Below are 26,767 nucleotides of genomic sequence, written 5' to 3' on the forward strand. Positions count from 1 at the left end.
GGTCATCCTTTCACTCCGGATCCGAGATCCGTCGAGACGAAGTAGCGCTGGAACACGATGAAGAGCACGACGACGGGGGCGGCCAGCACGACGGCGCCCGCGAGGATCGCGCCGAACGGGTTGTCGGTCGACGACGCGACGTTGGAGATGTAGTTGGCGAGGGACACGGCGAGCGGCTGCAGCGACGCGTCCTTGGTGATCAGGAACGGCCAGAGGAACTCGTTCCACGGGCCGATGAAGGTGAGCAGCACGGCCGTGACGAGCGCGGGGCGCACGAGCGGCAGCGCGATGTTCCACAGCAGCTTGATCTCGCCGGCCCCGTCGATCCGCGCGGCCTCGAACAGCTCCTTGGGCAGCTGCAGGAAGTACTGCCGGAAGATGATCACCGCCGTCGAGTTGATCGCGAACGGCAGGATCATGCCCAGGTGGCTGTCCGCGAGGCCGTAGTCGCGGGCGATCAGCACGTAGAGCGGGATCTGCAGCAGCTGGAACGGGATGACCTGCACCAGCAGCGCGAGCGCGAACACGGCGTTCCGGCCGCGCCACTCGAGCATCGCGAGCGCGTAGCCCGCCAGCACCCCGAAGACGATCGTGCAGAGCAGGACGCCGCCGGTGAAGATCCCCGAGTTGATCAGGCCTGTGAGCAGGTTGATCCGCTCGTTCACGTTGACGTAGTTGTCGAGGGTGAGGTTCCCCGCCTCGGGGATGGCCCCGGCCAGGGTGGGGTCGGGGTCGGTCTGCAGCGAGCCGATCACCATGTAGTAGAAGGGGAACAGGAAGACGATCGCGCCGAGCGCGAGCACGACGCCGCGCAGGATCACGGCCGATCGGCTCGAGGCCGGGCGCTTCCGCCGGGTCGGCGGGGCGGCGGCGGCGGCGGGGACCGCGGAGGTCGCGCCTCCGGCACTGGCGAGCGTGCTCATGAGTTCCTCTCCCCGGCGAAGCGGTTCTGCAGGTAGGCGATGACGAGCACGAGCAGCACCAGCACGACGCCGATGGCCGAGGCCACGTCGGGCTGCCCCTGCTGGATGCCCAGCTGATACATCAGCAGCACGGGCGAGGCGGAGGCGCCGTTGGGCCCGCCGCCGCCGGTGAGCAGGTAGGGCTCGGTGAAGAGGTTCGCGCCGGTCACGGTGGAGACGAGCAGCACCAGCAGCGTCGCCGGCCGCACGCTCGGCACGGTCACCGACCAGAACTGCCGGATCCGGCCCGCGCCGTCGGTCGACGCGGACTCGTAGAGCTCCTTCGGCACGTTCTGCAGCGCCGCCAGGTACAGCAGGATGTAGAAGCCGAGCTGCTTCCAGGTGACGTAGAGCGCGATGATCGGCATCGCCAGCTTGTCGTTGATCAGCCAGGACGGGTCCGGCGCGAGCGGCCCGAGCAGGCTGTTCACGAGTCCGTTCCCGTTGAAGAGGAACAGCCAGACGCCGACGACCGCGACGCTCGCCGTGACGTAGGGCACGTAGAAGCTGACCCGGAGGAACGTGCGCAGGTGCACGACCTTGTCCAGCGCCGAGGCGAGCAGCAGCGAGAGCACCACCGTCAGCGGCACGTTGATCACCAGGAAGATCCCGATGTTGCCGAAGGAGCGGATGACCTGCGGGCTCGAGAACGCGGTGATGAAGTTGTCGAAGCCGACGAACGGGCGCTCGACCTGCACGCCGGGGGCCGCGAAGAAGAAGTCGTGGAAGGCGATGTAGACGGAGTAGCCGACCGGGAACGCGAAGACCGCGAGCACGAACAGCAGGTAGGGGCTGCCGAGCAGCAGCCCGAACGGCTGCGGACCGAGGACGCGGCGGAGCAGGCTCCGCTTGTCCTGCGGCCGCGGGGCTCCGGCGCCCTGCGACACCGGAGCCTTCGGGGCGAGAGTCGTCATCTCACTGCCGTCCGGCGTGTCACTGCTGGCCGGCGAGCCCGGTGACGGTCTCCGCCGCCCCGTCGAGCGCCGACTGCACGTCGCCGTCGCCGAAGATCACGGTCTTGCCCCAGGCGTCACGGATCGCCTGCAGCATCTGCACGGTGTTCGGGCCCGAGGGCACCTCGATGGTGCGGCTCGCCTGGTCGCCGAAGCGCTGGTAGGCGGGGTTGGCCTCGAAGTAGTCGGCGTAGGTGGTCTGCAGGTCGGTGCGCAGCGGCATCTGGCCGGTGGTCTCCAGCAGCGAGCGGTCCTGCTCCTCGCTGGTGGCGAACTTCAGCACGTCCCAGGCGGTGCCCTTGTTCTCGCAGGCGGAGTAGAGGCCGACGTTCTTCGCGTCGCTGAAGGTCCAGGTGTCCTCGGCGGGCGTGCCGTCGGGGGTGGGCACGGAGACGGAGCCCCAGTTCAGGTCGTCGTAGACCGAGACCGCCCACGGGCCGACGATCGACATCGCGGCCTGGCCGTCGGCGAACGCGTCGCCCTGGTACTGCTCGCGGCCGGCGAGGCCCTGGTCGTAGAGGCTCTTCCAGAACTCGGCGACCTCGTAGCCGGCGTCGTCGGCGAAGGTGGCCTTCCCGTCCTCGACCAGCCCCGTCCCTCCGGTCGCCGCGGCGTAGAGCGGCATGAAGTCGAACTGGGTCTGGAAGAACTCGCTGGTCGGCGCGGGCTGGATCGCGGCGGGCGCGGCTCCGGACTCGACGAGGGTCTTCGCGGTGGCGGTGAACTCGTCGTAGGTGGCGAGCGAGGGGTTCTCCGGGTCGAGGCCCGCCGCGGTGAAGACGTCCTTGTTGTAGAAGATGACGACCGGGTTGCTCTTCCACGGCATCTGGAAGTAGTCGCCGTCGGCGTTCTGGTACTGCTCGGCGAGGTCGCCGCTGCGGGTCTCGATGTAGTCGACGCCGTCCTCGAACTCGGACAGGTTCACGAGTCCGCCCTGGCGCTCGAACTGGCCGACCGCGCTGGGCGCCGTGTTGAAGACGAGGCAGGGCGCGTTGCCGGCGGTGATCGCGGCGCCGATGACCTCCTCGCTGCTCTTGCCGGCCGGGATCTCCTGGCCGGTGATCTGCTCGTCGGGGTGGTCGGCGTTCCAGGCGTCGACCATCGACTTGCCCCACTGCACCTCCTGCTCGTTGTTCGAGTACCAGATGGTGATCGGGCCGGTCGCGGTCAGGTCGGTGGAGGCGCCTCCCCCACCGCCGCTGCAGGCGGTCAGTCCGAGGGTCGCGAGCGAGGCGATGCCCACTCCGGTCAGCCAGCGTCTCTTCATCGAGGCCATGGTGTTCTCCTTGTTCTGCGCGTGCGCGGCGGTGCGCAGGCGCGTCAGTGGATCGGGTTCAGGGGGTCGGGTTCAGAATTCGGGACCGCGGTGCGGCGGTCGAGTGGCGGACCACGAGTCCTGCGGGCTCGAGGTCGACGTCGGGGGCGGTGCCGTTCTCGATCAGGTCGAGGAGGGTCCTCGCGGCCGCCTCGCCCCAGCGCGCGGGGCGCGTGCGGGCCGAGGTCAGCGAGGGGTAGACGTGCGCGGCGATCTCGGAGTCGTCGAAGCCGGTGATCGAGAGGTCGTCCGGCAGGCGCAGCCCGCGGGTGTGCGCGACGCCGAGGCCGGCGATGGCCATCGGGTCGTTCGCGAAGACGATCGCGGTGGGCGGGACGGCGGAGTCGAGCAGCGTCTCGGTGGCGCTCGCGCCCTGGCCGGCACTGAAGTCGGTGACGACGACGGGGCCGGGCTCGAGGCCGGCGTCGGCGCAGGCGCGCTCGAACGCCTCGCGGCGGCGGAGGGAGTGCAGCAGGTGGCCGGAGCCGGCGACGTGCGCGATGCGGCGGTGGCCGAGAGCGGCGAGGTGCTGCACGGCGCCGGTGATGCCGGCGGTGTCGTCCATCACGACCGCGGGCGAGGTCGAGCCGTCGAGGCGGCCGAGGGTGACCGCGGGCAGCCCGAGCTCGGCGAGCAGCGCGGGGCGGGCGTCGGCCTCGCGCAGGTCGCTGAGGAAGACGCCGTCGACGCGGCGGTCGGCGGCGAGCGTGCGGTAGACCGCCTCCTCGGAGGCGCCCGGGTCGACGACGCTGAGCACCAGCACCCGGCCGTGCTCGGCGAGCACCCGCTCGACGCCGGAGATGAAGGCGGGGAAGAACGGGTCGGCCGCGATGACCTCGGGGTCGCGGGCGACCACGAGCCCGACCGCGAAGGAGACGCTCGTGGACAGCGAGCGGGCGGTGAGGCTCGGCCGGTAGCCGAGCTCGCCGGCGACGCGGAGGATCCGCTCGCGCGACTCCGGCGAGACGCCCGGCCGGTCGTTCAGCGCGAAGGAGACGAGCGCCTTGCTGACGCCGGCCGCGCGGGCGACATCCAGGATCGTCGGTCGTGCCGCCATGGCCGCGCCTCCTGCTCGTCGTCGAGTCCGGATCTGAACCGGTTTACTTAACCGGTTCAGGCACCGTAGCAGGCGCGCGCGGGCGGAGGGAAGCACCGGCGAGGCGCTGACCCCCTGATCGAGACCTGCGCGGATCCGCTGAGGCGTCCCGTTGCGGTCGAGGCGTCCAGCAGCACCGGGACGCCTCGACCACTCCGGGACGCCTCGGCGCGGACCGGCGCCAGCAGCGCCCGTCGAAACCCGACTATTGCCGGAAAGGGTCTATGCGTACGCATTGAGGGTGTGAGACAGTCGGTTGTCGCGACACGCAACCCGAAACTGCCGTCGTGACGAAGACCTGAGTGGCACGGGCATCCCGAGCGGCGCACCTCGCGTGCGGCGCTGCCCCGCCGCTCTCACGCCCGCCGCCGGCCCGCCTCCTTCCGGAGCGCCCGGGCCCGCGCACCTCACCCCCAAGGACACCCTGATGAACGACACCCGCCTGCGCTCCACCCTGCCCACTCCGCCCACCTCGCCCGCCCTGCCCCGCCGCAGCGTCCTCACCGGCGCCGCCTGGTCCGTCCCCGTGATCGCCGTCGCGATCGCCACCCCGGCCGCCGCCGCCTCGACCGCCCCCGAGGCCGACAAGGGCCCGATCACCGGCACCATCGCGTTCACCCCGGTCCAGTACCGCGGCACCCGCGCCGGCGACCGGGTCGAGTTCCCGGTGCTGACCGGTGTCGTCACCATCTCCCGCGGCCCGCTGCCGGCCAAGGTCTTCCTCAACTTCTCCGAGGTGAGCGAGGGACGCGTCGACCTGCGCCGCGACGCCGGCCGCTACGTCGCGGTCGACCCGGCGACCGGCCGCTTCGAGGTCCACGGCGTTTACAACGCGATCGTCGGCGGCGACAACCCGTTCGGCTTCGTCTACGCGGGCGTCGAGGCGGAGGACGCCGACGGCGCGGTCTTCGGCTACACCGTCGCCGAGCTGATCGGCTGACCCGCCGACGATCCTGCGCGGCCGGCGCGCGTCACCGGGCCAGGGCTGCCAGCTCGGCCCGGTTGCGGGCGCCGGCCTTGCGCAGCAGGTTCGACACGTGGAACTTCGCCGTGTTGCCGCTGATGCCGAGGTCGTCCGCGATCCGCTGATTTGAGGCGCCGAGCGTGATCAGGTTCAGCACCTCGCGCTCGCGGGCACTGAGCTCGGCGAGGTCCAGCCCGTCGGGCTGAGCCGGCGGATCGAGCGGCAGGCGGATCGACAGGGTCGAGCCCCAGCCCGCGGTCGACGCGATCGAGAGCTCGCCGTCGAGGCCGCGCACGCGCTCCGCGATCGGCCGCAGCGCCTCGTCGCGGGTGGTCAGCTCGCCGCGGCCGTCGTCGCGGATCTCGACCAGCAGGTTCAGCCCGTCGCAGTCCCACTGGATCCGCACCCGCCGCGTCTGCTCCGACTCCACGAAGGCCAGCACCGCACTGCGGACGATCGCGCGCGCCGCGTGCGCGACCTCGCCGGGCAGCGCGCGTCCCGTCGCCGGCGGCTCGACGAACTGCACGTCCAGGTCGCCGAACCGGACCAGCGGGCTCAGGTCGCGCCGCAACCGGGCGAAGGCACCGACGACCGGCTCGAGCATGGCGCTGCGCTGCTCGTCGGAGGCGGTGCGCAGCTCGACCAGCGCGTTCGCCGCGATGTCGATCGCGACGGTGCGAGCCGCCCGATCGTCCAGGCGCTCGGCGCGCAGGGCGGCGAGCACCGACTCCAGCGCCACCGCGTGCCGGTCGGCCTGCTCGGCGACGGTGCGGGCGTGCTGCTGCAGCAGCGAGCGGGAGGCGGGCGTCTCGGCGTCGGTCTCGGCGGGCTCCATCCCTCGAACCTACCCGGCCTACCCGCGCACGGCGCCACCCACCCGATCGGGTAGGCAGAACCGCTCCATCGGGTGGTGGGAGCCGGTGTCCCCCACGCGCAGGCTGGCCACATGCCCGCATCCACCGACGTCACCACCGACCCCGCCCAGGCCCTCGCCGCGATCGTCGCCGAGGTCTCGAAGGCGACCGCCGCGCTCACGACCGACCGCCTCGAGCCCGTCGCCGAGCTGCTCGCGGACGCCGAGCGCGTCTTCGTGCACGGCGCCGGCCGCTCCGGCCTCGCGCTGCGGATGACCGCCATGCGGCTGATGCACCTCGGTCTCGTCGTGCACGTGGTCGGCGACGTCACCACCCCCGCGATCCGCGAGGGCGACGTGCTGCTCACCGCGAGCGGCTCCGGCACCACCGGCGGCATCGTGCGCGCCGCGCAGTCGGCCGTCGACGCCGGCGCGCGGGTCGCCGCGATCACCACCGCCGCCGAGTCGCCGCTCGCCGAGCTGGCCTCCGCCGTCGTGATCGTGCCGGCCGCCGACAAGCTCGACCGCTCGGGCGCCGCCTCGGCGCAGTACTCCGGCGGGCTCTTCGAGCAGGTCGTCGTGCTCACCGGCGACGCCCTGTTCCACGCGCTCTGGAAGCGCGGGGGCGCGAGCGCCGACGAGCTCTGGCCGCGCCACGCGAACCTCGAATGACGACCGGCCCCACCCTCCTCACCACCCCCACCTCGACAGGAAGAAGCACCCCGTGAAGCTCCAGTTCGCCATGGACACCCTCAGCACCGACGCCGCCCTCGAGCTCGCCGCCGCGGCCGCCCCGCACGTCGACATCCTCGAGCTCGGCACCCCGCTGATCAAGAGCGCCGGCCTCTCGGCCATCACCGCCGTCAAGGAGGCCCACCCCGACAAGACGGTCTTCGCCGACCTGAAGACGATGGACGCCGGCGAGCTCGAGGCCGACATGGCCTTCAAGGCCGGCGCCGACCTCGTCACCGTCCTCGGCGTCGCCGGCGACAGCACCATCGCCGGTGCGATCGCCGCCGGCAAGAAGCACGGCAAGGGCGTCGTCGTCGACCTGATCGGCGTCCCCGACAAGGCCGCCCGCGCCCGCGAGGTCGTCGCCCTCGGCGCCGAGTTCGTCGAGATGCACGCCGGCCTCGACGAGCAGGCCGAGGAGGGCTTCACCTTCGAGACGCTCCTCCGCGACGGCGAGGCCTCCGGCGTCCCGTTCTCGGTCGCGGGCGGCGTGAGCACAGCCACCATCGAGTCGGTGCAGCGCGCGGGCGCCGTGGTCGCCGTCGCGGGCGGCGCGATCTACGGCGCGCCCGACGTGGGTGCGGCGGCTGCCGCGCTGCGCGCTGCCATCGCCTGATCACCGACATCGCCTAATCCCTCGGGGCGGCGTCGCGCGATTGCGCGCCGCCGCCCTCCTGCAGCTCAGCCCCTCCGACTCGCGCCCGCCTCCTGCTGGCCCCTGCGAGAGTCGGGAGCTCCTTGTTCCCAAGATTGCCGAACGCAGATTCCGTCAGCGACCGAGCAGGCTCGCGCTAGAGAAGTCGCGGTGGCGCGATCAGTTCGAGGAAGCCGCCGAGCGCACCCTCGAGGTAGACGATGCGCGTACCCGCTCGGGCGCCGCTGGTCATCCGGTGGGGCGGACCGACCGGCCGCCAACCGTGCGCCGCACACAGGCCCAGCACCCGGTCGAGGTCCGAGACCGAGTCAGCGAGTGAGACGCTCTCGACGGAGTGAACGCCTCCTGCCGGGCCGTTCCTGCGAGGAGGCGCGCGAACACGATGCCCCAACGGCGCCGGAGAAGCTTCGCGCTCCTCGATGAGCGAGAAGACATAAGCTCGCACACATGGCAGCCGGCGCAGTGATGTACAACTTCGCGATACAGCTGGCTGATGTCGACCGCGGCGTCTACGAGGACATCACGCTGCGGGCCGCTCGGCATCCTTCCGAGACCGACGCGTTCATGATGACGCGCGTGCTCGCGTACTGCCTCGAATACGTGGAGGGGATCACCTTCAGCGAGGGGATCTCGTCGACGGCGACCGAGCCGGCGGTGCTGGTCCGTGATCTCACCGGCAGGTTGACCACGTGGATCGAGGTGGGCGCGCCGGATGCCGAGCGACTGCACTTCGGGAGCAGGCTGGCCGACCGCACGACGGTCTACACGCATCGCAACCCGGAGAAGGTGATCGCGGCGTGGTCCGGCAAGCGCGTCCACCAGCTCGAGCAGATCACCGTGCAGAGCTTCGACCACGGGTTCCTGGATGCCGCGGTCGCGGTACTCGAGCGCCGCAACACGCTGACCGTGTCGGTCGTCGAGGGGCAGCTGTATCTCGAGTTCAACGGCGTGACGTCGAGCAGCGACATCCACGTGCATCAGCCGGGCTGAGCGTCGGCACCCTCGACGCGAACGGAAGGACCGAGTCGCGTCCTGTTGCACGTCGACGTCCGTCGACCACTGCATTCCAGGCGGAGGCACGGCCTTCGCGACGGGCCGGGTGCAGTGCTCGTCGGTCTGCTGCTCGCGTAAGAGGCGGTGCTGGAGGCGTTGATCGCGCCGACGTGGTCCTCGGAATCTCGGTACCGGGACCTGGTGCGGCCAGGCCGGCTCGGGAGCCGGAGGAGAGCCCGCACCCTTCCTGCTGCGATCCGCGAACGTCATCCGCGCCCCTCCTCCTGCCGGGCGTCCCGTCGAACGCATCACCGCGCTGGAGCGGCACACGCGCCCTGCGCCCTCCAGCTGCCGGCCGCGTGTGCCGGACGGACTGTCACCCGGACTCACTGCGGCTCCGAGGACATGCGAGCACGATTCCGGCGCGAGCGGCACCCCCTTGGACGAGAGACGGCCCGGCAGTGACCCTGGGTGCATGACGTCTCAGACGACCGTCCTCCGCGACGACTCCCTGTCCCTGCTGACGCGCGGCTACGGCTTCGGTGCCCGGATCTGGCGTCGCGCCCGCCCCGACGCTCGAGCGGTGCCCCTTCGTCTGCTGGGACGCGACGCGCTCCTGGTCCGCGGCGCCGAGGCCGTCGACCTGTTCTACGACGACGCCCGCATCGCTCGACACGGCGCGATGCCTGCGATCGTGCAGCAGACCCTGTTCGGGAACGGCTCGGTGCACAGCCTCGACGGCGACGAGCACCGGCACCGCAAGGCCGCCTTCGTCGACGTCGCCTACGAGGACGCGCAGGTCCAGCGGCTGATCCCCCTGCTCGAACGGGAGTGGCGGATCGAGCAGGAGGCGTGGCTGGCGGGCGGAACCCGGAGCGCCTACGACGCGGCGGTCGGCGCGTTCGGCCGGGCGAGCATGAGCTGGGCCGGTCTTCCCGGGACTCGGCGCGCGAAGACCCGGTGGGCCGCACGTCTCGCGCAGATCGTCGACGGGTTCGGTGCGCCCTACTCGCCCGAGTACCTCCTCGCCGCCGCGAACCGGCTGTGGTCCGACCGGCACGCGGAGCGGCTCATCGAAGCGGTGAGAGGCGGCGCCCTGTCCGCCCCGCCCGGCACCGCGCTGCACGAGTGGGCGTGGCATCGCGATCTGTCGGGGGAGCTGCTGCCGGACCGCCTCGCGGGCATCGAGCTGCAGAACAGCATCCGGCCGATGATCGCCGTCGCCCGCTTCGTCGCCTTCGCCGCGAAGGAGCTCCACGACCGGCCCGAGTGGCGGCAGAGGATCGCCGCCGAGGCGGAGGAGTCCGGCGCGCCGAGGGCGGGCCGGCTCGCGACCGCGTTCGCGCAGGAGATCCGGCGAACGGCGCCCTTCGTGCCGATGCTGCCCGGCTGGGCGATCACGGACGTCGAACTCGACGGCGCCCGACTGCCCGCCGGAGGACGAGTGCTCCTGGACATCCTGGGCACCGACACGGACGAGCAGTCCTGGCCCCGCGCCGACGTCTTCGATCCCGAGCGCTTCGTCGGCATCGACGACTACGAGTCCGTCTCCGTCTTCATCCCGCACGGCGGAGCGGACGTCGCCACCGGCCATCGCTGCCCCGGGGAGAAGCCGGCCATCGCCGGCCTCGCGACGGCGATCGCCGCGCTCAGCGACCCACGGCTTCGGATCCTGGGCAGCGGTCTGAGCGTGAACCGACGTCGACTGCCGACCATGCCGACCTCAGGAGGCGACGTGCGATCCGCCGACGCACCCGCACGCTGCCCGTTCCACTGACCGGACTTCACAGCCGGGGCCGGCCGCGTCATCTCCCGGCTCGACCGGACGGCTGCCGGTCAGGGCATCGGTGCGGTCGCGGATGCGCGGGCGGTTCCGAGCCGAGGGTCGGGAACACGCGGTAGCGGGTCGCCGGCTGAGAGGTCCTGTCCGCACGGCACCTTCCTGCTCACCGCCCGGGCGACCGATTCCGCCGGCAACACGACGACGAGCGCTCCGGTCACGGCCGTGCTGCGGTAGTCCGCGATCCCGGCGGATCGACCCCGTCCCGCCCCAGCAGCACCGCGTTCAGGCCCCACCCCGCAGCGGTGACCGCGACCACGGCGCAGGCCATCGCGGCCAGCTGCGCGGGCTGGGTGAGGATCCCGAGGCTGACGATCAGCGTCGTCGCGCCGGCGGGCGGATGCGGGAGCTGCAGCAGCGACAGGACGAGAGTGGTCACCGCGACCGACACCGCGCCGGCGAGCAGGTACGGCACCGTGATCCCCGCCTCCGGGACGGACGCTCCCCCGCCGGGCCCCAGCAGATGGAAGCAGGCGACGCCGGCCAGCAGGCCGACACCGTGCCCGACCAGGGCGTTCACGGGTCGCGATGCGGGCTGCTCCGGGGACTCGAAGAAGAGCATGATCGTCGGCCCGAGACTCGGGAAGAGCCACGGCTGCCGAAGCGCGAGGCCGATCGCGGCGCTGAGCGCCAGCACGACCAGGCACAGCACGGCCGCGTACACCGCGGCCCCGGTCCGGCGTCGGCGCAGGCGCGCGATCGGGCGCGGGCCGCTCACGTCGCGACCAGCAGCGCCTGCGGTGCCGCCTGCTTGATCCGGGTCAGCAGCCACGCCTCCTGGATCGCGGTCTCGGCGCGGTGGTCCTCGAGCAGGGCGAGCAGCTCCTCGTCGCGGAGGGCGAGCGCGGCCTGACGGAGCACGGTCCCGGTGACGTCGACGAGCGACGCGAGCAGGTGCAGATCCTGCAGGTCGCGGAGCAGCCCCACCGGTCCGGTGCGCCCCTCGGTCAGCGCGTCGGCGTGGAACCGCGCGGGCTCGCCGTCCGGTCGCTCGCCGTACCGGTCGAGCATCGGAGCGAGGCGGTGCGCGTGATCGTCGCACTGCTCGGCGAGTGTGAGGCAGATCCCGTGCACGTCGGGCTCGTCGCCGTGGTGCTCCGCGACCAGGCGGAACGACTGCGCGAGGACCCGCTCGCCGGAGTGGAGGAGGCCGAGGTAGAGGTCGACGTTCACGAGCGCTCCTCCGCCGTCGCCAGCTCGGGCGGAGCGGTCGGTCGGATCAGCTCCCGGGCCTCGCCGCCGCGGGTCGGCGGGACGCCCTCGGGGTCGGCCGGCCGGGACGCGGTCGTGGTCGGCGCGGGCGCGGGCCCCCTGCCGTCAGCGACCTTCTCGATGCGCACGGCCGCGACCTTGAAGAGCGGCTGCTTCGAGACCGGGTCCCACTCCGTCCGGGTGAGCTCGTTCGCGGCGGTCGGCGTCTCGCCGGGTCCGCTCCGCTCCTCCTGCCAGTAGCCGTAGTGGAAGGGAGCGAAGACGCAGCCCTCGCGCACGTCGCCGACCCGCGCGGGCACGACGATCTCGCCGCGCGCAGAGACCACGCGCACCACGTCCCCCTCGGCGACGCCCGCCCGCCGGGCGTCCGCGCGCGACAGCTCGACCCATGCCGACGGCGCCGCCCGATTCAGCTGCGGCGCCCGGGCCGTCTTCGTGCGGGTGTGGAACTGGTACGCCGTGCGCCCGGTCGTCAGCCGCAGCGGATACTCCTCGCTCGGCAGCTCGTGCGCCGGCCGGTACGGCGCCGCCTTCAGGATCGCCCGACCGTCCAGCCGCCTCGCGCGGTAGGCCTCGGGGGTGGTCGAGGCGCCGGTCAGCAGGTCGTGGCCGAAGGTCTCGGCGCGATCGACCGCGGTCGGGAAGACCCCGTCGCCGTAGAGCCGGACGGTGCCGTCCGGGTGCTCGTCGTTGCACGGCCACGGGATCCCGCTGCCGCCGCGCAGCCGCTCGTAGCTGATCCCGGTGTAGTCGCAGAGCCGGCCGCGCGTGCACTCCTGCCAGGCGCGGAAGCCGTCCTCCGGTCCGCTCCAGTCCAGCAGCGGCGATCCGTCGTCGCGCCGGAAGTCCATCCGCCGTGAGTAGTCGAGCAGGATGTCGAGGTCGCTGCGCGCCTCCCCCGGCGGTTCGACGGCCTTGTCGGAGAGGTGGACCGTGCGGTTGACGTTGGTGAAGCAGCCCTGCTTCTCGCCCCACCCCGCGGCGGGCAGCACCACGTCGGCGAGCCGGGCGGTCTCGGTGAGGTACAGGTCCTGCACCACCAGGAACAGCCCCGGTGTCGTGAGGACCTCGCGGATCCGCCCCGCCTGCGGCATCGAGACGAGCGGATTCGTCGCCTGGACCCAGAGGAACGGGATCGACCCCTGCTCGACGTAGCGGAAGATCTGCATCGCGTGCGTCGGCGGCGACCAGTGCGGGATCCGGTCGGGATGCACGCCCCACAGCTCTGCCAGCTCGCGGATGTGCTCCGGGTTCTCCCAGTTCCGGAAGCCCGGCAGGTCGCCGTCCGCCCCGGTCTCGCGGGTGTTCTGCGCGGTCGGCTGCCCGTTCATCTGCAGGATCCCGGAACCCGGCCGGCCGATCTTCCCGGTCAGCAGGTGCAGGTTGTTGACCTGGCACGCCGCCGCGGTCGCCTGGCTCGACTGGTAGAACCCCTGCAGCACCGTCGACAGGACGCGCGGCGACTCGCGGAAGATCGCCGCGGCCCGGCGCACGTCGTCCGCGTCCACCTCGCAGACGCGCGCGACCTCCTCGGGCGTCCACGGCTCCACCGCCGCGCGCAACTCGTCGAAGCCGACCGTGTGCGCCGCCACGTACTCCTCGTCGACCCCTCCGGTGACGATCAGCTCGCGCACCAGTCCGTTCATCAGCGCCAGATTCGTGCCCGGCTGCACGGCCAGATGCACCGTCGCGTGCCGGGCGACCTCGGTCTCCCGCGGGTCCACGCAGACCACGAGGGGCGGGTTCGGGCCGGCGAGCCGGTCCAGCACCCGCATCCAGAGCACCGTCTGCGTCTCGGCCATGTTGTGCCCGAAGAGCAGCATCGCGTCGCACTCGTCGATGTCGGCGTAGCTGCCGGGCTGCCCGTCCGAGCCGAAGCTCTCCTTCATCGCCGCCGCCGCCGTCGCGGTGCAGAGCCGGGTGTTCCCGTCCATGTGCGGGGTGCCGATCCCGGCCTTCCCGATGATCCCCAGCGCGTAGTACTCCTCGAGGAACAGCTGCCCGCTGGTGTAGAAGCCGTGCGAGAGCGGCCCCTTCTCCGCCAGCAGCGCCCGGCTGCGCTCGACGATCCGCGACATCGCGGTGTCCCAGTCCGTCTCGACCAGGCGGTCCCCCTCGCGGATCAGCGGCCGGGTCAGCCGGTCGCCGTTCGCGACGCCCTGCCAGCTGCCGAAGAGGCCCTTCGGTCCGAGCCGCCCATGATTCACGATGTCGACGGAGCGGCCGCGCACTCCGACCATCCGCCCGTCCTTGACCGCGATGTCGGTGCCGCAGCCGTTGCTGCAGAGCACGCACGCCGACTGCACCCAGCGGTCGACGTCCTCCTCGGCCACCCCTTCGGCGAGCACCGAGTCCACGCGCACCGGCCACCTCTCCCCCTGCGCGTACGGCGTGCGGGTGCCCCAGATCTCTGCAATGCGATCGATCATGCGCGCACGCTACGCCCGGAGCGGCAGCGGAGGAACGTGGGTTGACAGTCGCTCGGGCACCGCCGCGCGAGTGCGCCCCGTGATCCTCTGCGGCCTCGATCGTCGGGGCGGTCAGGGCGGTGACGAGCGGGCCGGGCGCCGTCTCCGCCGACTTCACCACCGCCTCCCCGGCGACGATGGAGGCGGTCGAGCGGATGATCGACGCCGCGGGCGCCCGCTTCGCCGACGTCGCGATCCTCGGCCCGGTGCCGGCCAAGGGCGCGCGGACCGAGACGATCGTCAGCGGCGCCGCGGCGGGCGACGTGGCGGCCTGGCTCTCCGCGCTCGGGGCGGAGGTCGAGCGGATCGACGGCCCGGCCGGCGTCGCCACCTCGCGCAAGCTGCTCCGGAGCGTGCTGATGAAGAGCCTCGCCGCGGTCGTCGTCGAGGCCGTCACGGCGGGCCGCGCCGCCGGCTGCGAGCCGTGGGTGCGCGAGCAGATCGCCGCCCAGCTCTCGGGCGACGTCGAGGCGAAGATCGACCGCTACGAGACCGGGAGCCGCAAGCACGCCGTCCGGCGCAGCCACGAGATGGCGTCCGTCGTCGAGTACCTCACCGCGCTCGAGGTGCCGGCCGAGATGTCGGCGGCGTCCGAGCGCTTCCTGCAGCGCCTCGCGGACGAGGAGGCGGGCGGGCGCTGATGCGGGCGGGCCGGCCGGCGGGTTCCGGGGCTCACACCCCGAGCCAGTCGAGCGCCCGCCCGAGCAGCCGCAGGTACCCCGCCGAGGAGTAGGACGCCGCGTCGTGCCCGAGTGCGTCGTACACGGTCCGGCCGCCGCCCTCGCGCGTGAGCGCCCAGGCGATCGGGTGCCGCTCGCCGTCGTGCTCGTGCGTCGCCAGGATCCGCGCGGCCGGCGCGACCTCGAGCCAGGAGTACCGCTCGTCGTCCACCTCGAAGTCGTCCAGTCCGTCGCTGATCGGATGGCCGGCCTCGATCGCGACGCTCGCGCGTCCGTACTCCGGATGCATCGTCCTCCCCCGCACCCAGCGCCCGCCGAGGAGCGCCGCCCACTCCGGCGAGTCGCCGAAGCTCGTCGCGCTGACGTGCACCCCGAGCACCGGCACCGCCGCCCGGTCGAGCAGCGCGAGCGCCGCCGCGCCCTCGGGCCGCGGACTCGCCCCGCCGTCCCGCGGCTGCCCGACGTCGACGACGAGCAGCCCCGGCAGCTGCACCCGCCCGGCCCCGAGCTCGGCGAGCGCCCGGTCGACGTCGCCCCGCACCGCCACCTCGCACCCGCGCGCCGCGAGCAGCCCGGCGAGCGCCGCCGCCGTCTCCTCGAACGGATGCCACGGATCGGCGTACCGCCCGTCCCCCCGCAGCAGCAGGGCGGTCCCGGGCGCACCCCCGGTGCGCGTCGACTCCGTCACGGCTCCCCCGTCCGGCGATCCGCGCAGCGCGCGCGGGATCGTGCCTCCTCCGAGTCGACCACATCCCGCGCCACGGATCGCGTCAGCCCGCTCCGTCCCCCTCCCGACATCCGGCGCCGACGCTCCCGCCTCGGGGCCGCCGAAGCGATGGGGCTGCCTAGGGTTGCGTGATGCCTGGGCGTCTCGATCGGATGATGTACGTGGACGACTCGGGCCATCCCGCCTCGGGGCTCGTCGTCTACGGCTGGATCGAGTTCGCTCCCGACCACTGGGCCGGAGTCCTCCGCACCTGGCTCGACCTGCGCAAGCGGCTGTGGCGGGAGTTCGGGATCCCCCTCGTGCAGGAGCTGCACACGACCGAGTACGTCAACGGGCGGGGCCGCATCTCGAAGCGGATCCCGGAGAGGCACGTCCACTCGGGCGCGGAGTACTGGAAGGACTTCGGCCGCGAGGTCGCCGTCGAGTGCCTGCAGACCCTCCGATCGATCGAAGGACTCCGGGTGGGAGCCGTCTGGCGGAGAGGCCGGGCGCAGGACATCGCCCGCACGCGGCAGGACACCTACGCGGCGCTCGTCACCCGGGTGGAACGAGAGCTCGCCGCCGAGCAGTCCCTCGGCATCATCGTGATGGACGGGAACGGCAGTGACCCGAGCTATCGGTCGACCCATCGGAACCTGAAGCTCTCGGAACGCCGAGTCATCGAGGATGCGATCCATCTGGACTCCCGCGCGTCCCAGCTCGTTCAGATGGCGGACCTCGTCGCCTGGTCCGCGTACGCCCACATCGAGCGGCACCCCCGCAACCGGTTCGCGTGGAGCTGGTACAGCGATCACCTGAGCGAGCGTGATCCGTCGAGGGCGCCGTGCGAGGTGTAGCAGGTGCCGCGGGAGGCGGACTTAAACAGCGAGACCCCCTTATCCACGTGTGCGGGGGGGTCTGCACGGTCGATCATAGATCGCACGCCGACCACTGTCGAGCCGATGGCCAGGACGACGCCGCCCCTGGCGCGTCGTGCGCCCGGGGTCCCGGGTCCTCCCGGCGCCGGTGATCTCGATGCGCCCGCCGCGCGGGCTACTCCATCGGCAGGGGCTGTCAACGCCCTGATGCTCGCGGGGCGGGGCGGCCTACCGTCGTCGGACCCGGGTGAGCGCTCGGGTGCGGACGAGCAGGAGGCGGCATGAGCGCGTACACGGGCGGGCGGCGGCGCGGGGGCCCGAGCCTTCACCGGCACGAGGTCGAGGGGGTGCACCGGATCGAGCACGCCTTCACCAACGTGTTCCTGCTGGAGGAGGGGAGGCGGCTGACCGTCGTCGACGCGGGACTGCCCGGGACCTGGCCGCACCTCCTCCGGACGCTGAACGTCCTCGGCCGCGGGCTCGGCGACATCGACGCGCTGGTGCTCACGCACGCGCACTTCGACCACCTCGGCTTCGCGCGGCGGCTGCGCGAGCGCGGCGTGCCGGTGTGGCTGCACTCCGCCGACGCCCGGCTCGCCGCGCACCCCTACTCCTACCGCCGGCAGCGCACGCCGCTGCTGTACCCGCTGCGCCACCCGTCGGCCGTTCCGGTGCTGGGCGCGATGGCGCGGGCGGGAGCGCTGCGGGTCCCTCCGCTCACCGGCACGACGCCGCTGGAGCCGGGTGCCGCGCTCGACGTGCCCGGTTCGCCCGTCGTGCTGGCGACCCCCGGGCACACCGACGGGCACGTCTCGCTGCACCTGCCCGAGCGCGGGGCGGTGATCGGCGGCGACGCCCTGGTGACGCTCGACCCGTACTCGGCACGGACAGGTCCGCACCTGGTCGCCCGGGCGGCGACCGCGGACACGGCGGTCTCGCTCGCGTCGCTCGAGGTGCTGGCGGCGACCGGGGCGGACGTGCTGCTGCCGGGGCACGGGGTGCCGTGGCGGTCCGGAGTCGCGCAGGCCGCGGAGGTCGCCGCGCGCCGGCCGATCGCCTGAGCGCGAAGACCCGCGCGATCTCGATCGCGTCGCTTCGCCGCCGGGCCGCCATGTCAGAGAGAACTGGCCGCCTCCCCTCATCGGGGATGACGACCAGTCGTGATGCTCGGATCCTAGCGAGGTCGACCGAGGATCGCCGACGGGAGGCGACGCGGCCGCAGGCCGTCGAGCAGCACGTCGAGCAGCACCGCCCGGTCGCCGGGAGAGCCGAGGCGGACGGCGTGCTCGATGCCGCAGACGAGGTGCTCGAGGTGATCGATCGTGAGGTCGGGGCGGACGGCGCCCGCGGTGCGCGCCGCCGCGAGCACGGTCGCGAAGGACTCGAAGATCTCGCGCTTGGCCGCGCGGACGGACTCGGCCTCGTCCTCCGGCGAGAGCAGCACCGCCTGAAGACCGCCGTCGGACAGCTGGAGGTCGAGCGCCTCGCGAAGGTAGACGGCGAGGGCGGCGCCGGGGTCGGGCAGGGCGGCGGCACGGCGCGAGACGGCGAGCATCGCGTCGAGGGTGTCGGCGGAGAGGGCCTCGACGAGGGCGTGGACGGTCGGGAAGTGCCGGTAGACGGTGGCGACGCCGACCCCGGCCTCGCGGGCGACCTCGTTCAGCCGGAGCGTGCTGCGGTCGTGGGTGCGCGCGACCTCGAGGATGCGCGCGCGGCTCCGCGCGGCGTCGGATCGGAGGACTGCCATGCGCCCCATCCTACGCAAGCGGATGAGTCATCCGTTTCGTGCTAGCGTCCGATGCGGATAGATCATCCGCTTCGAGAGACGAGGACCGCATGACGAGCGAGCACCCGAGCTGGGACACCGACCGACTTCCCGACCAGACCGGGCGCACCGTCGTCGTGACCGGCGCGACGGCGGGGATCGGCTACTTCGCGGCCGAGCAGCTCGCGGGCGCCGGCGCGGACGTCGTCCTGGCGTCCCGCTCGGAGGGCAAGCTCCGGCGGGCGGCGGACACCCTCCGCGGCGTGGTCCCGCGAGCCCGGATCCGGACCGTCGTGCTCGAGCTCGGCTCGTCCGCCTCCGTCGACCGGGCCGCCGCGGAGCTCGCCGCGCTGCCGCGCCTCGACTGGATCCTGCTCAACGGCGGCGCGATGAGCATGGACCCGCGCGCGGTCACCGACGACGGGCTGCCGCTGCTGCTCGGCACGCACGTCGCCGCCAATGCGCGACTGGTCGCGCGGCTGCTGCCCGCACTCGCGGCCACCGCGGCCGAGCACGGCGGCCGGAGCCGGATCGTGCACACCTCGACGGGGTTCGTGCAGCAGTTCCCGACGCGCGTCGACGACCTGCGCCGGGTCCCGCGGGTGGGCATCAGCGCCTACACGAAGGCCAAGACGGCGACCGAGGTCTGGGCCTTCGAGCTCGACCGCCGGCTGCGCGCGGCGGGCGTCCCGGTCGCGTCGATCGTCACGCGACCCGGAGTGGGCGTCGACGCGAAGACTCCGGAGCGGGCGGGGATCCGCGACGCGACGACACCTCACCAGCGCAATCCGTACACGCCGTGGGCGCAGGGCAAGGACACCGCCGCCTGGTCGGCCGTCCGGGCGCTCACCGATCCGCAGCTGCAGGGCGGGGAGTACGTCTCCCCGCGGGGCCGACTGCGGGGAGCGCCCGTCCTCGTCGCGCCGCCGGCCCGGACCGCCGCTCCCCCGGCGGACGCGGCGGACAGGCTCTGGCGCCAGGTCGAGCAGCTCGCGGGGGTCGGCGTCGATCTCTGAGGCGCGACATCCGCAGACGCCGAATCGTCCCACGCGGCGGCCGCAGTCGCTCCCTCGACGATCGTGGCCCGCACAACATCAGCTGAGAGCGGAGGGCCTCCGCTGTCAGGGGAGGCCGGTGCGTTCTGGCTGATGTCGTGCGCGCCGATCCCCTCGCCGGCCGCGGCGAGTCGCCGCCCGGCCCCCCGCGACTCTCCGGAAGTCGCGGTAGTGGCGCGCGACTATCGCAACTTGTGGAGAGTGGAGGGGGCGCGGGCGATCCAGCCGGTGGCCTCCTCGAGGGCGCGGGTCACCGCCAGCAGCTGGGCCTCGCGGCCGTGGCGGCCGACGACCTGGACGCCGACGGGGAGGCCCTCGGGGGTGAAGCCGGCGGAGGTGACGACGACGGGGTGGGCGGTCAGCGTCACGCGGTTGGCGAGCATCTGCCAGGTGAAGTAGCGGTCGAAGTCGTGGCCGTCGACGGAGGGCACCCACTCGAGCTCCGCGGGCGGCGCGACGACGGGGGTCGCAGGCAGGATCAGCACGTCGTGCGTCTCGAGGACGCGGGCGGTGTCGCGGAAGAGGCGGGTGCGGCGCTCGTAGGCGTCGGCGAGCTGCGTCGCGGTCGTCGCGCGGCCCTGCTCGACGTTGCGGACGTAGTCGGGGCGGAAGCCGGTGGCGCCCGCGTCGACGGCGTGCCGGCCGCCGAGGAAGAACTCGAAGGTCTCGATGGTCTCCCAGGCCTCGTCGGCGCCCGCGAAGTCGGGCTCGTCGGCGTCGAGCACGGCACCGAGCCCGGACAGCTGCGCGGCGAACGCGGCGTGCACGGCGCGCACGTCGGGGTCGATCGGCAGCCCGCCGGCGTCCTCGCTCCAGGCGATCCGCAGGCCGTCGACCGCGACCGGGCGCGCCGCGTGCACGGGCAGCGACGACAGCGGCCAGACGCTCTTCTCGACCGAGAGCGCGTCGAGGAAGAGGGCGGCGTCGGCGGAGTCGCGGGCCATGGGCCCGGTCACGCCGTGCGGGGTCCAGGCGTTGCCGGTGCGCCCGCTGGCCACGCGCCCGGGGCTCGGCCGCACGCCGACGACGTTGCAGAACGCGGCCGGGTAGCGCAGGCTGCCGCCGCTGTCGGAGCCGTCGGCGATCGGCAGCATCCGCGCGGCGAGGGCGGCGGCCGCGCCTCCGCTCGACCCGCCGGCGTGCCGCGAGAGGTCCCACGGGTTGACGGTGGTGCCGAAGACCGGGTTGAAGGTCAGCACGCCCTGGCCCATCTCGGGGGTGTTGGTCTTGCCGATGATCAGGGCGCCGGACTCGCGGAGCAGCGTCGCCAGGACGCTGTCGTGCGCGGCGGGCGCGGCGTCGGCGAAGGCGGCGGAGCCGTTCGTCGTCGGGAAGCCGGCGACGTCCATCAGGTCCTTCACCGCGGTCGGCAGGCCGTGCAGCGGCGGCAGCGCCTCGCCGGACGCCAGCGCCTCGGCGGTGCGGCGGTCGGCGGCCTCGGCGGCGGCGAGCGAGACCGAGTCGGGCTGCTGCGAGACGACGGCGCGGATCGCGGGGTTCCGCTCCTCGATCCGCTCCAGGTGGGCGCGCATCACCTCGACGGCCGAGACCTCGCGGGAGGCGACGGCCGCGGCGAGCGCGACGGCCGAGCTGTCGGCCAGGTTCTCAGCGAGGCCCGCCATCAGCGGCCGCCCTCGTGCCCGTGCTGCTGCTCCGCATGCTCGTGCCCGGCGTGGGCGTCGGACGCGGCGTCCGTGTGGCACGCGTGCGCGTCGCCCGCAGACCCGGATCCCCCGGCCCCCGGCGCGCAGTGCGCCGACTCCGACGCCGGCACGTCCAGCGACGGGTTCCGGTCGAAGAAGCCGTCCGGCTCCAGGCGCAGGCTGATCCGGTCGACGGGCATGATCGGCCACTGCTCCGGGCGCGGGAAGTGGTGCACGCCGAGCACCGGCCAGAGCACGAGGCGCTCGTCCTCGAGCGAGCGGTCGGCCTGCTGCCAGACGTGCACGCCGTCGTCGCCGAGCTCGCCCTGGTTGGGGTACTCGCCGGCGATGAAGCGCTGCTCCGGATCGAAGGCGCTCGCCCAGAGGTGCTGCCCGACGAACGGCGCCTTCCGCTCGACGACGCTGCCCGGGCGGGCGTAGAGCTGCGCGGTGTTCTGCAGCGCGAGGCGGTAGGCGGTCGCCTCGCCGTAGCGGTTCTGCGCCGACTCGCTCTCGATCCGCCAGTGCAGCGCGCGCGACGGGTCGGCGCGGCGGGCGGCCACCGACTCCGAGGCCAGCGGCGTCTCGACGGCGAGGCAGGCGTTGCCGTAGGGGTTGGTCGTCTCGTCGGGGTCGGCCTCGGCGTGCACCTCGACCAGGCGGTTGAGCGGGCCGTCGATCGCGGTGTCGAGGCGGACGGCGAAGTAGTGCTGGTGGATCGGCGCCTGCACGTTCGGCGCGACCATCCGCCCCGAGCGCGGCGACTCGCCGTCGGCGATGCCGCTCACCGACATCAGCCCGGTCAGCTTCACCTCGAGCTCGACCGAGCCGTCCTGGTACAGCGACCAGTAGAAGCCGTAGTCGTAGTTCGCGACGGTCGCGAAGCTGGAGATCACCAGACGGCGGCTGCGGCGCACCTCGGCGCTGCCGGTGCGAGTGTTGACGTGCTTCCAGAGGATCGAGTCGTCCTCCTCGTGCAGGCAGATGCCGTTGACGATGGTCTGCGGCTCGCCGTGGCCGTCGAGGTAGTCGACGTCGAAGTAGCGGATCTCGCCGAGGCAGTCGCAGCCGAGCTCGAGGCTCGCGGTGAGCGGGCCGGCGCCGTACTCGCCCCAGTCGAAGAAGTTCTTGCGGTAGGCGGTCGGGTCGCTGTCGAGGTACGGCACGTACATCTCGTTGACGGCGGCGCGCGCCAGCACCGGGCGCTCGACGTCGCCGTCGCGGTAGGTCAGCTCGTGCAGCACGAGGCCCTCGCGGTGGCTGAAGCCGACCCGGAACGACCAGTTCTGCCACTCGACGCGGTGCCCCTCGATCGCGAAGCCCGGGCCGTCGGCCTGCACGATGTCGAGCTTCGACACCTCGCGGTCGGGGCCCCAGGTGCCGGCGGTGTAGACGCCGGTCTCGCTCGCCATCGGGATCACGCCGTGGTCCTCGATCCGGATCACCTCGAGGGTGTCGAGGTCGAGGATCGGCACGAGGCCGGCGACCGGGCGGGCGTAGCCGTTGTCCTCGGGGAACTCGCGGTACCAGACCGTGCCCCAGCTGAGGCGGCGGTCGGCGAGGTCGTCGGGCACGAAGCCGGTGATCGACTCCGGGTCGACCCAGACCAGCGAGGTGTCGGTGATGCCGCGGAGGGCGAGCGCCTCCTTCAGGAGCGGGGAGTTGCGGGCGGCCTCGGCGATCAGGCGCGCCTCGTCGCTGGAGACGCCGGGGCGGCGGTGGTCGACGTCGGTCCAGACCTCGACGATCGCGGGGCTGTCGGGGCCGGCCGTCCAGCCGCGCACCTCCCAGGCGGCGCGGGCGTCCGGGTCGAGCACGACCAGGCGCACGGGGCGCGCGCCGCCGGGCGCGACGCCGCGGGCCTTCTCCTCGTCGAGGCTGATGCCCCAGAAGCGCGGGCGGGCGCCGATGCGGTCGCTCGCGCGGACGGCCGCGACGAAGGACGCGATCTCGGCGGCGGCGAGCGGGTCGAGCACGTGCGGGTGAGTGGTGGTGGCGGTGGAGGCGGAGCTCATGGCGGCGGCGGTCCTTCGGTTCGGGGCGTCAGGCGTGCGGAAGAAGAGGAGAGTTCAGCGGGAGAAGAGGAGCGGAGTGACGGGGCCGGTCCGCCGGGGCGGGCGCGGTTCCCGGCCGCGACGGCCGAGAGCGGTCAGCCCGCACCCGCGACGATCGCGCGGCCGTCGGCCCGCGGGTCGCTGGCGGAGTCCAGCCGCCCATCGCGGTGCAGCCGCACGAGCTGCACGTGCCCGGCCTCGTCGATCGGCCCGGAGGCTTCGGCGACCGGCAGCCCCAGTGCCTCCGCAGCAGCGACCGCAGCGGGAACCCCCGGCTCCGCCACGAGCGTCAGCTCCTCGTGCCCGAGGTCCCGCGCCCCGACGACGAAGCGCGGCCGCTCGAGCACGGCTCCCGGATCCGCGGCGGGATCGAGCAGCTCGCGCACGAGCTGGGCGAGGATCCACGGCTGGGCGCTGCCGCCCTGGCAGCCGAGGCCGAGCAGGAGGTCCCCGCTCTCGGCGATGACCGGCAGCAGGGTGTGCGGCGGGCGCACGCCCGGGCCGACCCGGCCGGGGTGGGCGGGGTCGGTGCTGAAGGCGGAGCCGCGGTTGTGCAGGACGATGCCGGTGCCGGGGTCGAGGATCCCGGAGCCGAACAGCTGGTAGACGCTCTGGATCAGCGTGACGACGGTCCCGTCGGTGTCCGCCGCGGTGACCGCGACCGTGTCGCCGAGCGCGCGCCCGGCCCGCGGCAGCGAGCCGCGCGAGAGGGAGCGGGGGTCGAGCATGGCGGCGACGTCGATCGCTCCGCCGCGCGGGTCGCCGAGCGCGGACTGCCGCACGAGCGCCGCGTCGCGGACGGCCTCGACGAGCTGCGCCGTGTCGCCGGAGAGCGCCTCGGGCAGGACGCCGAGCAGCACCACGCCCTGGCTCGGCGGCGGGGCCACCCACCAGCGCACGCCGCCCTCGCGCGAGACGGCGGGCTCGACCAGCTCGGCCTCGTGCGCGGCGAAGTCGGCGGGGGTGTGCGCACCGCCGAGGGCGGCCAGGCGCGCGGCGAGGGAGTCGGCGATCCGGCCGCGGTAGAACGCTCCGGGGTCGTCGACGAGCTCGGTCAGCGAGGCGGCCAGCGCGGGCTGCACCAGCAGGTCGCCCTCGCCGAGGAGCCCGCCGTCGCCGTCGCCGAAGACGCCGCGCATGCCCTCGTCGGCGAGCAGCTCGTCGCGGCGCAGCCCGATCGCGCGGCCGAGGCCGGCGGAGATCGGGAAGCCGTCGGCGGCGAGCGTCGCGGCCCGGCGGAGCGGGGTGTCGAGGCCCAGGCGCCCGCCGAGACCGGCGATCGCCTGCCAGCCGGCGACCGCGCCGGGGATCGTGACGGTCTCCGCACCCTGCCGTGGCATCCGCTCCTCGCGGGAGAGCGCCGCGACGTCGATGCCGGCGGGCGCCGCTCCGGCCGAGAGCACGGCGACGACGTCCTCGCCGGGGCGGCGGACCAGCGCGATCAGGTCGCCGCCGAGACCGCACTGGTGCGGGTAGACGACGGTGAGCGCGGTCGCGGCGGCGAGGGCGGCGTCGATCGCGTCGCCGCCGTCGGCGATGGCGCGGGCCGCGGCGTCGAGTGCGGCGGGGTGCGGCGCCGCGACGGCGACGCGGGCGGGAGGCGGGGAGAGGGTCATGCGGTCACCGTCCGGTCCGGGCTGAGGAAGTCGAGGTCGGGGCGCTCGACGCCGTCGACGAGGTCGGCCAGCGCCTCGCCGATCGCGGGGCCGAACTTGAAGCCGTGGCCGGAGCAGGCCGCGGCGACCAGCACCTCGGGCCGACCGGGCAGCGCGCCGACGACGAACCGCTTGTCGGGGGTCATCGTGTAGAGGCAGGCGACGGCCTCGCCGCCGGCGGTCTCGATCCCGGGGACGAAGCGACGGAGCAGGCCCTCGAGGTGCGCGATCTCCGCCGCGGTCGGCGGGGCGACGGGCACGGCCGGGTCCCAGACGGGGCCCGCGTCGACGCCGATCTTGGCGCCGGAGCCGGCCGCCTCGGGCAGGCCGAAGACGAGCCCGTCCGGCAGATCGGCGGAGAAGCAGCCGAGCGCCGGCGGCTGCGCGACGCTCTGGCCGGCCGGGACGGTGAGGGTGAGGATCCGCTGCACCTCGAAGAAGCCGGCGGTCTCGGGGAGCAGCCGCTCGACCCAGGCGCCGCCGGAGACGACGAGCCGGCGCGCGCGCAGCTCGCCCGCGGAGGTGCGGACGGTGACGATCCCGGCGCTGTCGCCGGTGCCGACGCTCCAGTCGAGCACCTCCTCGTCGAAGCGCAGCTCGGCGCCGGCAGCGGTCGCGGCGGACTGCGCGAAGGCCAGTGCGCGGGCGGCCTCGACGACGCCGGCGTCGGGGTCGTGGACGACCCCGTAGTCGGCGGGCGGGGCGAAGGACGTATCGGGCACCGCGACCGGCCGGCTGCGCCCGCCCTGCAGCGCCGCCTCACCGCGGTGCGCGTAGAGGCCGCCGGTCGGGTGCACGAACGGCGCGCCCGCCGCGGCCGCCCAGCGGTCCCAGCCGCGGAAGGCGCGGTCGACCAGGTCGTTCCAGACCGGGCTCGGGTAGGCGCGGCGGATCATCCGGGTGGCGCCGTGCGAGGAGCCGCGGACGTGGCCGGGGCCGAACTGCTCGATCCCCACCACGCTGCGCCCGCGCAGGGCGAGCTCGAAGGCGGTCGCGGAGCCGTGGATCCCGAGGCCGACGACGATCGCGTCGTGCACGGTGTCGTCGGAGACCGTCATGCTGTCACTCCCTCGACCGCGGCGAGCAGCGCCTCGACGTCCGACTCGTCGGTGTAGACGTGCGGCGACACCCGGACGACGCTCGCGAGCCCGCGCGCACCGAGGTCCCACTGCGCGTGCGAGGCGGGCACCGCGAGCGAGTCGACGGCCGCCTCGCGCAGGCGCGCCGAGACGGTCCTGCCGGGGACGCCGTCGACGGTGAACGTGACGATGCCGGACGGCGACACGGGCGGATCCGCCACGGTGACGCCGCCGATCGCGGACAGCTCGGTGCGCAGCCGGGCGCCGAGCGCCACCAGGTGCGCCTCGGTCGCCGCCGTGCCGCGCTCGTGCGCCTCGCGCAGCGCCTCGCCGAGTCCGAGCCGGAGGGCCACCGACGACTCCCAGGTCTCGAGGGCTCTCGCCGTGCCGTCCATCGTCCACTCCTGCTCGCTCGTCCACTGCGAGCCTCGCACGTCGGGTGCCCAGGCCCCGATGCCGTCGAGCAGGCCGCGGCGGAGGAAGACCAGCCCGGTCCCGCGCGGCCCGCGGAGGAACTTGCGGCCGGTGGTGACGAGGGCGTCGCAGCCGATCGCGCGGACGTCGATGTCGAGCTGGCCGACCGACTGGGTCGCGTCGAGCACCGTGATCGCGCCGTAGCGGCGGGCCAGCGCGCCGATCGCGGCGACGGGCTCGACGAGTCCGGAGGAGGTGGGGACGTGCACGGCGCTGATCACGGTGCGGCCGCTCGCGGTGGCGAGGGCGCTCTCGAGCGCCTCGATGTCGAGGCCGCCGCTGGAGTCGTTGGGGAGGAGCGTCAGGCGAACGCCGTCGTAGCGCTCGAGCGCGAGCAGCCGCAGCGCCTGGCTGACGTAGCTCGAGCGCGGGGCGAGCACGGTGTCGCCGGGGCCGAGGCGGAGGGCGTCGAAGATCGCGCGGAGGCCGCTGGTCGCGCTGTCGAAGAAGGCGATCTCTTCGGTGTCCGCGCCGAGCAGCGCGGCGGCGGCACCGTAGGCGGCGTCGACCCGGTCGGCGACGTGGTTCGCGGCCTCGTAGCCGCCGATCCGCTGCTCGAGGCGGAGGTGCGCGATGACGGTCTCGAGAACGGAGTCGGTCATCAGGCCCGCGCCGGCCGCGTTGAAGTAGTGCCGGCCGGCGGTTCCGGCGGTGCGAGCGCGCTCGGCGGCCACATCGATGGACGTCCGGGCGGGGGCGCCACCGGTGAAGCCGATCGTCATCTGCAGGTCCCTT

24 protein-coding genes are annotated in these 26,767 nt (G+C 73.7%); 9 read left to right on the forward strand and 15 right to left on the reverse strand.

The genetic code is table 11. The features are described 5' to 3' along the window. Nucleotides 1-2: 2 nt before the first annotated feature. From EDF22_RS16255 to EDF22_RS16270, 4 genes are read right to left on the reverse strand one after another with little or no spacing between them, the layout of a single operon-like run. Nucleotides 3-923: a carbohydrate ABC transporter permease gene (locus EDF22_RS16255; protein WP_123705893.1), complete on the reverse strand. Its 921-nt coding sequence runs from the start codon at nucleotides 921-923 to the stop codon at nucleotides 3-5. Further along, nucleotides 920-1,876: a carbohydrate ABC transporter permease gene (locus EDF22_RS16260; protein ID WP_123705894.1), complete on the reverse strand. Its 957-nt coding sequence runs from the start codon at nucleotides 1,874-1,876 to the stop codon at nucleotides 920-922. The genes EDF22_RS16255 and EDF22_RS16260 overlap by 4 nt, the downstream gene beginning before the upstream one ends. A 19-nt stretch (nucleotides 1,877-1,895) precedes the next feature. Beyond that, the gene (locus EDF22_RS16265) at nucleotides 1,896-3,191 is read right to left on the reverse strand and encodes an extracellular solute-binding protein (protein ID WP_260303516.1); all 1,296 of its coding nucleotides are present in this window, start codon (nucleotides 3,189-3,191) and stop codon (nucleotides 1,896-1,898) included. A 58-nt stretch (nucleotides 3,192-3,249) separates the two neighbouring features. Next, nucleotides 3,250-4,287, reverse strand: coding sequence for a LacI family DNA-binding transcriptional regulator (locus EDF22_RS16270; RefSeq protein ID WP_123705895.1), 1,038 nt, complete (start codon nucleotides 4,285-4,287; stop codon nucleotides 3,250-3,252). Between the two features lie 466 nt (nucleotides 4,288-4,753). Here EDF22_RS16270 and EDF22_RS16275 point away from each other — a divergent pair, with 466 nt between their 5' ends. Next, entirely contained in the window at nucleotides 4,754-5,266 is a 513-nt protein-coding gene (locus EDF22_RS16275) for a hypothetical protein (protein ID WP_123705896.1), read from the forward strand. A gap of 31 nt (nucleotides 5,267-5,297) precedes the next feature. Here the strand turns inward: EDF22_RS16275 and EDF22_RS16280 are convergent, their stop codons facing one another. Beyond that, entirely contained in the window at nucleotides 5,298-6,125 is an 828-nt protein-coding gene (locus EDF22_RS16280) for a response regulator transcription factor family protein (protein ID WP_123705897.1), read from the reverse strand. 111 nt (nucleotides 6,126-6,236) lie between these two features. Here EDF22_RS16280 and hxlB point away from each other — a divergent pair, with 111 nt between their 5' ends. From hxlB to EDF22_RS16300, 4 genes are all read left to right on the forward strand, one after another. Beyond that, complete coding sequence (gene hxlB, locus EDF22_RS16285; RefSeq protein ID WP_123705898.1) at nucleotides 6,237-6,815, forward strand: 6-phospho-3-hexuloisomerase; 579 nt, start codon at nucleotides 6,237-6,239, stop codon at nucleotides 6,813-6,815. Between the two features lie 52 nt (nucleotides 6,816-6,867). Beyond that, complete coding sequence (hxlA, locus tag EDF22_RS16290; RefSeq protein WP_123705899.1) at nucleotides 6,868-7,491, forward strand: 3-hexulose-6-phosphate synthase; 624 nt, start codon at nucleotides 6,868-6,870, stop codon at nucleotides 7,489-7,491. A gap of 486 nt (nucleotides 7,492-7,977) precedes the next feature. Continuing rightward, a complete protein-coding gene (locus EDF22_RS16295; RefSeq protein ID WP_123705900.1) occupies nucleotides 7,978-8,520 on the forward strand; it encodes a YaeQ family protein in 543 nt (180 codons plus the stop codon). Between the two features lie 478 nt (nucleotides 8,521-8,998). Continuing rightward, on the forward strand, nucleotides 8,999-10,300 hold the full coding sequence (locus tag EDF22_RS16300; protein ID WP_123705901.1) for a cytochrome P450: 1,302 nt from the start codon (nucleotides 8,999-9,001) through the stop codon (nucleotides 10,298-10,300). Nucleotides 10,301-10,520: 220 nt separating this feature from the next. Here the strand turns inward: EDF22_RS16300 and EDF22_RS16305 are convergent, their stop codons facing one another. Genes EDF22_RS16305 through EDF22_RS16315 form a run of 3 tightly spaced genes read right to left on the reverse strand, consistent with a single transcriptional unit; the run spans nucleotide 10,521 to nucleotide 14,004 of the window. After that, nucleotides 10,521-11,081, reverse strand: a complete 561-nt coding sequence (locus tag EDF22_RS16305) for an HPP family protein (protein WP_123705902.1) — start codon at nucleotides 11,079-11,081, stop codon at nucleotides 10,521-10,523. Then, on the reverse strand, nucleotides 11,078-11,536 hold the full coding sequence (locus EDF22_RS16310; protein ID WP_123705903.1) for a hypothetical protein: 459 nt from the start codon (nucleotides 11,534-11,536) through the stop codon (nucleotides 11,078-11,080). Before EDF22_RS16310 ends, EDF22_RS16305 begins: the two co-directional genes overlap by 4 nt. Then, on the reverse strand, nucleotides 11,533-14,004 hold the full coding sequence (locus EDF22_RS16315) for a molybdopterin oxidoreductase family protein (protein WP_123705904.1): 2,472 nt from the start codon (nucleotides 14,002-14,004) through the stop codon (nucleotides 11,533-11,535). The genes EDF22_RS16310 and EDF22_RS16315 overlap by 4 nt, the downstream gene beginning before the upstream one ends. A gap of 119 nt (nucleotides 14,005-14,123) precedes the next feature. On the opposite strand from EDF22_RS16315, the gene EDF22_RS16320 reads away from it, so the two are divergent. Next, nucleotides 14,124-14,684 (forward strand): NAD(P)-dependent oxidoreductase, encoded by a 561-nt coding sequence (locus EDF22_RS16320; RefSeq protein ID WP_208323016.1) that lies wholly within the window; start codon nucleotides 14,124-14,126, stop codon nucleotides 14,682-14,684. A gap of 31 nt (nucleotides 14,685-14,715) precedes the next feature. On the opposite strand, the gene EDF22_RS16325 is transcribed toward EDF22_RS16320, so the two are convergent. Then, complete coding sequence (locus EDF22_RS16325; RefSeq protein WP_166674018.1) at nucleotides 14,716-15,411, reverse strand: ThuA domain-containing protein; 696 nt, start codon at nucleotides 15,409-15,411, stop codon at nucleotides 14,716-14,718. Nucleotides 15,412-15,581: 170 nt separating this feature from the next. Here EDF22_RS16325 and EDF22_RS16330 point away from each other — a divergent pair, with 170 nt between their 5' ends. Both EDF22_RS16330 and EDF22_RS16335 read left to right on the forward strand, forming a co-directional pair. After that, the gene (locus EDF22_RS16330) at nucleotides 15,582-16,286 is read left to right on the forward strand and encodes a DUF3800 domain-containing protein (RefSeq protein WP_123705906.1); all 705 of its coding nucleotides are present in this window, start codon (nucleotides 15,582-15,584) and stop codon (nucleotides 16,284-16,286) included. A 302-nt stretch (nucleotides 16,287-16,588) separates the two neighbouring features. Then, complete coding sequence (locus EDF22_RS16335) at nucleotides 16,589-17,368, forward strand: MBL fold metallo-hydrolase (RefSeq protein WP_123705907.1); 780 nt, start codon at nucleotides 16,589-16,591, stop codon at nucleotides 17,366-17,368. A gap of 113 nt (nucleotides 17,369-17,481) precedes the next feature. Here the strand turns inward: EDF22_RS16335 and EDF22_RS16340 are convergent, their stop codons facing one another. Further along, the gene (locus EDF22_RS16340; RefSeq protein WP_123705908.1) at nucleotides 17,482-18,054 is read right to left on the reverse strand and encodes a TetR/AcrR family transcriptional regulator; all 573 of its coding nucleotides are present in this window, start codon (nucleotides 18,052-18,054) and stop codon (nucleotides 17,482-17,484) included. Nucleotides 18,055-18,143: 89 nt separating this feature from the next. Between EDF22_RS16340 and EDF22_RS16345 the strand changes: the two genes are divergently transcribed. Next, the gene (locus EDF22_RS16345; RefSeq protein WP_123705909.1) at nucleotides 18,144-19,088 is read left to right on the forward strand and encodes an SDR family NAD(P)-dependent oxidoreductase; all 945 of its coding nucleotides are present in this window, start codon (nucleotides 18,144-18,146) and stop codon (nucleotides 19,086-19,088) included. 221 nt (nucleotides 19,089-19,309) lie between these two features. On the opposite strand, the gene EDF22_RS16350 is transcribed toward EDF22_RS16345, so the two are convergent. The 5 genes from EDF22_RS16350 to EDF22_RS21130 form a co-directional block, all read right to left on the reverse strand. Continuing rightward, nucleotides 19,310-20,749, reverse strand: a complete 1,440-nt coding sequence (locus EDF22_RS16350) for an amidase (RefSeq protein ID WP_123705910.1) — start codon at nucleotides 20,747-20,749, stop codon at nucleotides 19,310-19,312. Then, on the reverse strand, nucleotides 20,749-22,785 hold the full coding sequence (locus EDF22_RS16355; protein WP_123705911.1) for a primary-amine oxidase: 2,037 nt from the start codon (nucleotides 22,783-22,785) through the stop codon (nucleotides 20,749-20,751). The genes EDF22_RS16350 and EDF22_RS16355 overlap by 1 nt, the downstream gene beginning before the upstream one ends. 134 nt (nucleotides 22,786-22,919) lie before the next feature. Next, entirely contained in the window at nucleotides 22,920-24,440 is a 1,521-nt protein-coding gene (locus EDF22_RS16360; protein WP_123705912.1) for a gamma-glutamyltransferase, read from the reverse strand. Continuing rightward, nucleotides 24,437-25,537, reverse strand: coding sequence for an FAD-dependent oxidoreductase (locus tag EDF22_RS21125; protein ID WP_221180954.1), 1,101 nt, complete (start codon nucleotides 25,535-25,537; stop codon nucleotides 24,437-24,439). The genes EDF22_RS16360 and EDF22_RS21125 overlap by 4 nt, the downstream gene beginning before the upstream one ends. After that, entirely contained in the window at nucleotides 25,534-26,754 is a 1,221-nt protein-coding gene (locus tag EDF22_RS21130) for an aminotransferase class V-fold PLP-dependent enzyme (protein WP_221180955.1), read from the reverse strand. The genes EDF22_RS21125 and EDF22_RS21130 overlap by 4 nt, the downstream gene beginning before the upstream one ends. Nucleotides 26,755-26,767: the final 13 nt, after the last annotated feature.

Origin of the sequence: Rathayibacter sp. PhB127 (assembly GCF_003751665.1) — a bacterium.
Taxonomy (GTDB): domain Bacteria; phylum Actinomycetota; class Actinomycetes; order Actinomycetales; family Microbacteriaceae; genus Rathayibacter; species Rathayibacter festucae.